Genomic DNA, 9,493 nt, shown 5'->3' with positions numbered 1-9,493 from the left:
AAAAGAGATAAAAGAAAAAGCAAGTAAGGCAGTAAAGAAAATTAATGAAATAGAAGTTTATAAAATTAAAGAACCAATATATTTAGAAATTGCCGTTAATGAAACTATCCAAGCAGATATAATCTCTCTTTTACCTAATGTAAAAAGAATAGCAGGTAGAATAATTACTGCCGAAACAAAAGATATAATTGAAACCCAAAAATTAATTAGATTAATAGCTATTTTAGGCCGCGCTGCCAGAGAATTTTTTAGATAAATTTATATAACTCTAACAGCGCGGCCAGAATTTTTAGATATTATTTTTTTATAACAATCTCAACGCGACGGTTCTTATAGTATTCTTTTCTCACAGTTGTCACCGGCTTCTTTTCGCCATAACCCTTTATTTCCATTCTATTTTTATCAATGCCAGCGTTTAAGAAATAATTATAAACCGCTTCTGCCCTCTTGAGACTCAAATCATAATTATATTTTTCACCGCCAATTTCGCAGGCATGTCCTTCAATTACCACATTCAAATTGGGATTTTCTTTTAAAATCAAAAGGTTATACTCCAATTCATCTTTCATATCTTCTCTTATTTCTGATTTGTCAAAATCAAAATAGATAGTCTTGAATTCCGGAATTACCTTTTTCTTTAAAGCAATCTCTAAGGAAACATCTCCTTCAACTACTTTCACTATTTTTTCTTGTTTTTCGTAACCATCTCTTTTAACCATAATTGTATAATCGCCGGTTGCTACATTATCAAATTCAAAAAGACCATTATTATCAGTAGTAATCTCTTTTGTTCCCATCTTCACATTTGCTACTAATGGCTCTTTTGTTTCACTATCAAAAACTTTACCAATAACTTTATAAAATTTCTCAACCACTGGTACTGGAATCTTTTCTTTTATCAATGGGAAGTTATACCCAATAGCAAAACTTATTCGCTCTAGTTTATCCTCAAAAAGAATTGCTTCAAATTTTGTAAGAGCACAAGCAAGTTCCAAGTTCTTTATATTAATTTTTGTTCCGATGTTTATATCTCTTCCGTCGCCTTCCAAAATCATTCTTAAAATACCAAATTGTAATTCTAAACCACCAAAGAGACCGATTGCCCAATTATGTTTTTCATCTTTGCCGAAAAAGTAATCGGTATTAAGATATTTGCAATGCGGACCGTAACCAACAAATTTGCCTCGACCTATCCCCAAATTGATTTTTAAAAATTTAATAGGAGCAGTAGTACCACAAATAAAAGCAGAGAAGTTTTCACTTGGTTTTAAACCAGCGTCTTTATTGTAGTAATAATCATCATAGAAACTTTTTTCTAAACCACTTCCTTTTTCGCAAATATCACCTTTTAAACCGATATTATGAACTCCCAAAGCCAAGGCAAATTTCTCTTTCATTATTGGCGCAAAGGTAAAATTAAGGGTATAATCTTTTCTTGTATAAACAGTTAAGCCAATCTCTAAATTGTCTAATAACCCAAAACGAATATTGGCATTATCCTCATAACAGTAATCGTCAGGCCACTCATTAATTTTTTCTAAACCTTTAGAACCACTGTAAGCGATAAAAAAATTTCCTTTTTTTAGAAGTTGAGCAGTAGGAATATCAATTCCGACCGAAGTGGTATTGAATTCGGCAAAAATAAACGGAAATAAAACTAAGAAAAAAATAAAAATTTCTTTTTTCCTCATCCCTTCCCCCTTTTAAGTTTATTTAATATATTATAACTAAAAAATTAAAAAATGTCAATAAATTTATTATTTATTAAATAAATTGAAAAATCCCATTTTTTAGATAATCTTAATATTAATGAAATTTTTTACTACCTTTAATCCGGCAAGGTTTCTTATCCAATTTTTTTTAATCCTAATAATCATCGGTTCTATTCTGCTTTATTTACCGTTCTCAACAACAAAAGGAATTTCTTATATTGATGCCTTATATACCGCTACTTCGGCGGTATGTGTTACTGGCTTAATTGTTAAAAATACTGAAACAGACTTTACCTTTTTTGGCAAGGTTGTTATTTTAATATTAATTCAACTTGGTGGTTTAGGTTATATGACAATTACCACAATCTTAATCTTGCTCTTTCGCCAAAAGGCAAGTTTTCGGGATATGTTTTTGGTAAAAGAACATACAGGAATCACTTCTTTTAAAAATTTTCGTCATTTTCTTTTGGATGTTGCTCGAGTTGTCTTTATTTTTGAAGGTATTGGCTTCTTTTTACTTTTTTTCTATTTTTATCTATTCCAAAAATTACCTTTAAAACCTTCTATCTTTCACGCAGTTTTCCATTCGGTATCGGCATTTTGTAATGCTGGTTTTTCTTCTTTTGGGAATAATCTTTCTAACTTTGCTAACCATATTTTTGTACCTTTAGTTATTGCCTTTTTATTTATCAGCGGCGGTTTAGGATTTATCGTTTGGAGCGATATTTATTGGACTCATCTAAAAAGAAGAAATTCTAAAATTAGTCTTCATACAAAACTTGTCCTTTTTACCACCTTAATTCTAATTCTTTTAGGAACTTTTATAATTTATATCTTAGAATTTAATAATACTTTAAAAGATTTCCCTATTTTAAACAAGATAATTATCTCTTTTTTCCATTCGGTGACACCAAGAACTGCTGGTTTTAATCTTATTTCGGTTGGTAGTTTCCGTTATGCCACAATGGTTATTGTTATGCTTTTAATGTTTATTGGTGCTTCACCCGGTGGAACTGGTGGTGGAATAAAAACAACCACTTTTTTGGTTGGCTTACTTTATCCCTTCTATTTTCTAAAAGGAACACTCCCAGAAAGAGTTTTTAAAAGGAAATTGCCAATTTCAACAATGGAAAAAAGTATCGCGATTATTATTCTTTCTTTAATTCTTATTTTTATAAGTAGTTTCTTTATTACCTTGATTGAAAAGAATATTAACTTTATAGAAATCCTTTTTGAAATCTTATCCGCCTTTGGAACTGTCGGACTTTCTTGTGGTTCAAAGATAAATAACTTAGTTTCCCTTTCTTACGACTTTTCTAATATTTCCAAGATAATTATAATCTTGGTAATGCTTTTTGGTCGTGTTGGCGTAATTAATATATTAAGATTATTTATTAAGGAAAGAAGAGAACATATTGATTTTCCCGAAGAAGAGATTTCGGTTGGTTAATTAACTATATCTCTAATAAGTATTTTTTTATTTCAACAGTCAGGCAATTTGTCATAATTTCTCTCTATTTCTTCGTGAATCTTTTTAATTAATTCTGGCACATATTCCTTTTTGTAAAAATCAACTTTATTTTTATAGTTTTTGGGCGAAGGATTAGGAAAAACAGCAATTTTGAGTTCTAAGGGAATATTATCAATCATCTTTTCTAATTCGTTATTTTTATTTTTCCATTTATTCTTAATTAATTTTTTTAATCCATCTTTCACATCTTTTAATTTTATCAAATCATTGTTTTGGGAAAAATAACATTGTTGACAAGCTTCTATTTCTTCATATCCGAAAATCCAATGTGTAGCCACAATAATAAGATTAGGTTTAATTGCTTCTAATTCCTCTTTCAATACAGGAATACATTGCTTTATCACCTTCTTTTTATTCTTTTTATCTAATCCTTTCAAACTTCTTTTAGCCACATGAGTCCAATAAACTTTATTAACAAAGGAATATGCCCATAATATTCTTATATCGTTTTCTGAACAACCATAGAACCTTTGGGAAATGTGTTTAAAAATCGGATAAAAGATATAAAAAATAAATGAAAAGATATTCCAAGGAATATGGTTTTGTGTTTCTTCTTTGTCAGGAAAATATGCCCCAAATCTTCCGAAACCAAATTTAGCCAAATGTCTTCTAATAAACTCATCAACATCGTTTACCCAATATTCACATTTATCATTTTCACATTTAGATTTATGTATTGGACAGCCAGGAAAATTATAAGGAGATTCAGTAACAAGAACAATCTTATACTTACCTTTATTTTTGTCTGCAAAACTTTTAAAAGTATTTTCAAAAATAAGGGGTGTTGCGACGTTATTTTCTTTTTTTATAATACATTCTTGTTGATTATTAGGACAATTTTTATCCTCTTTACATTTTTCAAATTTTTCTAATATATCTTGATCCATCTTTTCTTCCTCTTATTATTTATAAATATTAAAATAAACAAACTTCTCTAAGGATAATCTCTCTGGTCTTTTAGTTTCAAATTCAATCTGTTTTTCTGTTAGGGTTTTGTTTATCTCTTCTGATTTCTCACCAACAATAATTAAAGTAATCACTTGCATATCTTTGGGGATGTTTAATATCTCTTTCACTTTTTCTTCATCATAACCAGCAATTGGATGGGCAACTAAACCAAGTTCAGTGGCTCTCAACATCAAAAAGGCAACCGCCATACCAGTATCAAAAAGATAATAATCCCTACCTTTTATCTGACAATCTAACTCTTTTTTGCTAAAAACCGCAATAATCATTGATGAAGAATATGCCCATTCATTGCCTTTGGCTAAAGCAGTATGTAATTTTTCTTTCATTTCTTTGTCATAAACAAAGACAAATCGCCAAGGTTGGTTATTAAAACAAGAAGGGGCTAAACTGGCACATTCGGCTAAATCTCTTATTAATTTTTCATCAATCCCTACCTCTTTTAACGAACGATAAGCCCTTCTTTTTAAAATTGCTTCTTTCACATCCATTTTTTCCTCCTTTTATTAATCAATAATCTCAAAAATTTTACCTTCACCGCCTTTTAAATTAACTTTAAAATAATAATATTTATCTTCTTTTTGAAAATCAATAAGCTTCTTTTCCCAAATATCATAAAATTTAAGTTCTCTTTTTAAATATATCTTGGCTTCTTTTATACTTTTTTCACAGCCCTTTTCTACAATCATTAAATATTTTCTCTTTCCATTCTCTAAAATTCCAAAATGTAAATAAGGATAATTAGTATAAACCAAAAATAAGGGATTTTCGTTAATAAAACCTTTTCTATCACAACTAAAAACCTGCTTAGAAGTAAAATCTTTTAGAATTTCTAAAATTATTTTCAACCTTTTATTTATCTTTTTCACATATTCACCAACTGGTCTTAAAGATAAGGTTTCTCTTTTTATCATTCCATTTAAATAATAATATTTATATTTTCCTTTATTTTTTCCATACTGAAATTGCCATATTCCTTCTAAGGGTAAGAAATGCCAATAGAAAATCCCTTTTGCTCCATACAACAAAGAAAGATTAATAACACAATTTAATTCTTCTTCACTCATTTCCCGATAGGCTCCTTCCTCTTCACTATTTCTTTTGACACTATCATCCCATTCTTTTTTGTAAGGTGGAAAATAATCTACTAAATTATCAAAGATATAACAAGCCTCACTAAATGCCGGTGCTTCATAAATAAATGGAATATTATAAATTAAAGAGTATTTTCTTACGCTATCTAATTTTTTAATCAGTAAATTTTCTAAGAAATATATAAAATTTGTATCCTCTGGTTCCGGTGTCCTTTCCAAATTAAAATCGGCATTCCTTCCAATATTATGATAAATATCAACCCAAAGAAAACTTGGCTTAACATTTTCACAATAATCTTTGGTGATAAATGGCAAATGGGAAAGACCAGTAATTTTTCTATTAGAATATTCTTCTATTCTATCTTTTACATATCGGGTTGTTAAGTATTGATAATATCTTGTCTCATCACTTAGATATAAATAGATTTGAAAATCTTTATCAATAAATCTTTCATAAAAATTTACCCTTTCTTTAATTATTCTATCAAAATAACCTTTTAAAAGGGAGTCAGAAGAACTTGTATAAATAGTAAAAGATTCAATCTGCCAACCTTCTTTCTCTTCTAAATCAATAATTATATATTGAAAGCCAATAAGATCCTCACCTTTTATAGCAAAAATAAATTCTTTATTTTTCTTTATTCTTATTGGTATTCTTTTTAAAATCTCTTCCAATTCGTTTTTTATAACCAAGTAATTTTTATTTCTTTTATAATTCTTTATTTTTATTCTAAAATAATATTTTTCTCTTTCTGAACCAGGGATATTAAAGTTTATAAAATCCTGAAAGAGCACAATTGGCAAATTATTAACTTTTCTTGAATAATATAATAAAGATGCTAAATGACTAATTACTATATCATCAATTATTAAGGAGATATTATTTTCTTTAAAGATAATAATTTTTTCTTTTAATTTATTAGTATCTTCTTCGCCACGAAATTGAGCAAAATTAAAACAACAATCTTTTAACAAATTGATAACCTCATTTTCCGGTTTAACATTAAAAACACCAATTATTGGTTTATTAAGCAAAAATAAAAAGAATAATATCATTTAATTAAAATTTTTAAAAGAATAGCAATTGCCATTAAGAAAATTCCTAAGATAAATAACATAAATTTATAAGAAGTTAAATCACTCAAAAGTCCAATCGGTAAAGAAGTTAAGATAAAACTGGCATTAGTAATAAATTCTTTTGTGGAAAAAATCCTTGCCCTAATATCTTTTTCCACCTCTTCTTGCAAAATAGTATTTTGGGCAACAGTAATAATTGAAAAGGTTATTCCGGCAATCAACCCAATAATTACCATAAAAGAAACCTTGATTAAATAAATCCCAACCATAAAAAAGAAACCCAAAATAAAAATACCAAAAATTATTAAATTTTTCTTATTCTCAACTTTTTTAAAAAATCCTAATATTAAAGCACCAACAATCATACCCATTGCCAAAATACCAGCAAATATTCCCACTCCACTTGTTCCCAACTTTAAAACCTGTTGGATTAAATAGATTAAAATTGTGTAAGAAATACTCGCAATTGCCGTTGTTAAAAATATGGAAAATAAAACAAATAGAACGGTCTTTGATTTTCTCATATAAAAAAATAATTCTTTTAAATCATTATAGAAAATCCTTGAAGATTTAGAAATTAGAAGAGTTAAACTTTCCTCTTTTTCTAAAAACCCTTTTTTTATTTCGTAATAACTAATTCCCAAAACAAAAAGTCCCGCACTTAAATGGGTAAAGGCATTAATAACAAAACCAAATTGCCATCCCACCCATTTTATTAAAAAGCCACCAACAACCATTCCCAAAACGGTCGCTATCCTTATAAATGTTTGATCTAAAGAATTAGCAACAAGTAGATCTTCCTTTTTTACCAACGAAGGCAAGAGAGCCGGTTTCGCAGTATTATTAAATAGGTCAATTAAGAAAAAAAGAAACAAAGAGAAGAAAATTACATAATAAGTTTTTAAAAGAATTATCAAAATTGGTGTGAAGATTAATAGAAAAAATTGGATTAAATGGGCAAAAAACATAACCTTTCTTTTTTCCCATCTTTCTACCAAAACACCACAAAAAGGAGAAAGAATTAATACCGGTAAAGTAAAAGTTAAACTTGCTTGGGAATAAGTAAATACCTTTCCTTTGCTAATTTCCGCAATCAAAGTTATTAAAAGCATATGAGTAAGTCGATCGCCAAATTGAGAAAGGGTTGAAGAGAGAGTTAAAAAAAGAAAATTTCTTATCTTTATAATTTTTATCATTTAAACTTAAATTTTAGAATCAAATAAGGAAATTTCAATAATCTTTTGTGATTGAAAAAAATTTATGTTTTTACTATAATTTTTCTAAACTCGGAGGTCTTATGAAGATATTTATTGACTCAGCAGATATAAATGAAATAAAAGAAGTCCATTCTTGGGGAATTTTAGATGGTGTAACAACCAACCCAACTTTGGTTGCCAAAACAGGCAAAAAATTTGATACCTGTATTAAAGAAATTGTGGAACTGGTTAAAGGACCAATTTCCGTAGAAGTTATTTCTTCCGACTGGGAAGGAATGGTAAAAGAGGCAAGAGAGTTAGCAAAATATGGTGAATGGATAACCATTAAAATACCGATGACAAAAGATGGCTTAAAGGCAGTAAAAATCCTATCACAAGAGAATATAAAAACAAATATGACTTTAGTCTTTTCTCCTAATCAGGCAATCTTGGCAGCAAAAGCCGGTGCCACTTTTGTTTCGCCTTTTGTTGGTCGTCTGGATGATATTTCTCATTTTGGGATGGAAATTATTGCTGATATCGTTCAAATCTATAAGAATTATAATTTCAAAACTGAAATAATCGTTGCCAGTGTACGTAATCCTTTACATGTAGTCACGGCAGCAAAACTTGGTGCCCATATTGTTACCTGCCCTTATCAAGTATTAGAATTAATGGTAAAACATCCATTAACTGATATCGGTATTAAAAAATTTTTTGAAGATTATCAAAAAATACCAAAATAAATTGGAGGTGAAATGCCTTTAATTGACTCAAAAACAGGGAAAATAATTAAAACCTATACTGTGGAAGAATTAAAAGAAATTGCTAATTATTTAAGAGGGCTAAACTTAGTTTGTTTAGCAGCAGCAGGTAGCGGCCATAGTGGCGGAACTTTATCAATAATGGATATCACCACTGCCTTGTATTTACATGTTGCCCGTCTTGATCCTAAAGAACCTTTTTGGGAAGACAGAGATAGAATTATCTGGTCCACGGGGCACAAAGCTCCAGCTTTATATCTCGGTTTAGGAATTGCTGGTTTCTATCCTGTGGAAGATGTCGTTAAATTAAGAAAATTATATTCTCCTTATCAAGGACATCCTCATTGGCTAAAACTACCGGGCGTGGAATTTTCAACAGGTTCTTTAGGACAAGGACTTTCCATTGGTGTGGGTGTTGCTTATGCTGGTAAATTAAAAAACAAAGATTATTATGTTTATGTATTAAATGGTGACGGAGAATTTCAAGAAGGAAATATATGGGAAGCGGTAATGGAAGCCGGTCATTTTAAATTAGATAATTTAGTTTCAATTTTAGATAAAAACCGCCTACAGATCGATGGCTGGGTAGAAGAAGTGATGAATATTGATCCCGTAAAAGATAAATTTGAAGCCTTTCATTGGCATGTGATTGAGATCGATGGCCATAATATGGAACAGATTCTTTGGGCTTTTGAAGAGGTAAAGAAAATAAAAGGAAAACCAAAATTAATCATCGCCCATACAATAAAAGGGAAAGGTGTTTCTTTTATGGAAAATAAAGCAGAGTGGCACGGAAAAGCCCCTACGGTGGAACAAATGTGGCAAGGATTAAAAGAATTAGGATTGGATAAAAAGATTGATGTGGAAAGATTATTTAAGATTGCCGAAGATTATCAGAAAGAGGCAACAAAGAAATTGATGGCCAAAGTTCCAAAGATTACTAAAAAGGATTACTTCTGGAACCGCCAACCAATTATGAAAGTGGAAATGAAAGCAACAAGATTTGGATTTGGCGAAGCCTTAGCCGAAGTGGGCGATGACCCAAGAATTGTCTGTATTGGCGCTGATATATCTGACTCAATTACTATTTCCCATTTTTATAAAGGAAAACCTGAAAGATTAAAGAGATGGATAGAAGTCGGTATTGCTGAAC

At 29.6% G+C, this 9,493-nt stretch carries 9 protein-coding genes; 4 read left to right on the top strand and 5 right to left on the bottom strand.

Annotation, left to right across the window (positions count from 1 at the left end; genetic code table 11):
- Positions 1 to 256: M55 family metallopeptidase (locus tag ABIK75_07840; GenBank protein MEO0090998.1), on the top strand; the 256-nt coding region annotated here is incomplete at its 5' end.
- 40 nt (positions 257 to 296) lie between these two features.
- Here the strand turns inward: ABIK75_07840 and ABIK75_07835 are convergent.
- Positions 297 to 1,691, bottom strand: a complete 1,395-nt coding sequence (locus ABIK75_07835) for an OmpA family protein (GenBank protein MEO0090997.1) — start codon at positions 1,689 to 1,691, stop codon at positions 297 to 299.
- Between the two features lie 118 nt (positions 1,692 to 1,809).
- Here ABIK75_07835 and ABIK75_07830 point away from each other — a divergent pair, with 118 nt between their 5' ends.
- Positions 1,810 to 3,162, top strand: a complete 1,353-nt coding sequence (locus ABIK75_07830; protein MEO0090996.1) for a TrkH family potassium uptake protein — start codon at positions 1,810 to 1,812, stop codon at positions 3,160 to 3,162.
- 32 nt (positions 3,163 to 3,194) lie between these two features.
- On the opposite strand, the gene ABIK75_07825 is transcribed toward ABIK75_07830, so the two are convergent.
- From ABIK75_07825 to ABIK75_07810, 4 genes are read right to left on the bottom strand one after another with little or no spacing between them, the layout of a single operon-like run.
- The gene (locus ABIK75_07825) at positions 3,195 to 4,130 is read right to left on the bottom strand and encodes a hypothetical protein (GenBank protein ID MEO0090995.1); all 936 of its coding nucleotides are present in this window, start codon (positions 4,128 to 4,130) and stop codon (positions 3,195 to 3,197) included.
- A 15-nt stretch (positions 4,131 to 4,145) separates the two neighbouring features.
- The gene (locus ABIK75_07820; protein MEO0090994.1) at positions 4,146 to 4,700 is read right to left on the bottom strand and encodes a nitroreductase family protein; all 555 of its coding nucleotides are present in this window, start codon (positions 4,698 to 4,700) and stop codon (positions 4,146 to 4,148) included.
- A 15-nt stretch (positions 4,701 to 4,715) separates the two neighbouring features.
- Positions 4,716 to 6,359: a hypothetical protein gene (locus tag ABIK75_07815; protein ID MEO0090993.1), complete on the bottom strand. Its 1,644-nt coding sequence runs from the start codon at positions 6,357 to 6,359 to the stop codon at positions 4,716 to 4,718.
- Positions 6,356 to 7,576 (bottom strand): MFS transporter, encoded by a 1,221-nt coding sequence (locus tag ABIK75_07810; protein MEO0090992.1) that lies wholly within the window; start codon positions 7,574 to 7,576, stop codon positions 6,356 to 6,358. The genes ABIK75_07815 and ABIK75_07810 overlap by 4 nt, the downstream gene beginning before the upstream one ends.
- Positions 7,577 to 7,677: 101 nt before the next feature.
- On the opposite strand from ABIK75_07810, the gene fsa reads away from it, so the two are divergent.
- Both fsa and ABIK75_07800 read left to right on the top strand, forming a co-directional pair.
- Positions 7,678 to 8,322, top strand: coding sequence for a fructose-6-phosphate aldolase (gene fsa / locus ABIK75_07805; protein MEO0090991.1), 645 nt, complete (start codon positions 7,678 to 7,680; stop codon positions 8,320 to 8,322).
- A gap of 12 nt (positions 8,323 to 8,334) precedes the next feature.
- Positions 8,335 to 9,493: 1-deoxy-D-xylulose-5-phosphate synthase N-terminal domain-containing protein (locus ABIK75_07800; GenBank protein MEO0090990.1), on the top strand; the 1,159-nt coding region annotated here is incomplete at its 3' end.

Source organism: candidate division WOR-3 bacterium, from assembly GCA_039801725.1.
Classification (GTDB): domain Bacteria; phylum Hydrothermota; class Tepidihabitantia; order Tepidihabitantales; family DTDR01; genus DTDR01.
This window is presented reverse-complemented; position numbering and strand designations above follow the sequence as displayed.

What these genes read in the sequence shown, in the direction of transcription:
- ABIK75_07835 (MEO0090997.1), bottom strand. Translation starts at nt 1,691, where the DNA reads ATGAGGAAAAAAGAAATTTTTATTTTTTTCTTAGTTTTATTTCCGTTT.
- ABIK75_07830 (MEO0090996.1), top strand. Translation starts at nt 1,810, where the DNA reads ATGAAATTTTTTACTACCTTTAATCCGGCAAGGTTTCTTATCCAATTT.
- ABIK75_07825 (MEO0090995.1), bottom strand. Translation starts at nt 4,130, where the DNA reads ATGGATCAAGATATATTAGAAAAATTTGAAAAATGTAAAGAGGATAAA.
- ABIK75_07820 (MEO0090994.1), bottom strand. Translation starts at nt 4,700, where the DNA reads ATGGATGTGAAAGAAGCAATTTTAAAAAGAAGGGCTTATCGTTCGTTA.
- ABIK75_07815 (MEO0090993.1), bottom strand. Translation starts at nt 6,359, where the DNA reads ATGATATTATTCTTTTTATTTTTGCTTAATAAACCAATAATTGGTGTT.
- ABIK75_07810 (MEO0090992.1), bottom strand. Translation starts at nt 7,576, where the DNA reads ATGATAAAAATTATAAAGATAAGAAATTTTCTTTTTTTAACTCTCTCT.
- fsa (MEO0090991.1), top strand. Translation starts at nt 7,678, where the DNA reads ATGAAGATATTTATTGACTCAGCAGATATAAATGAAATAAAAGAAGTC.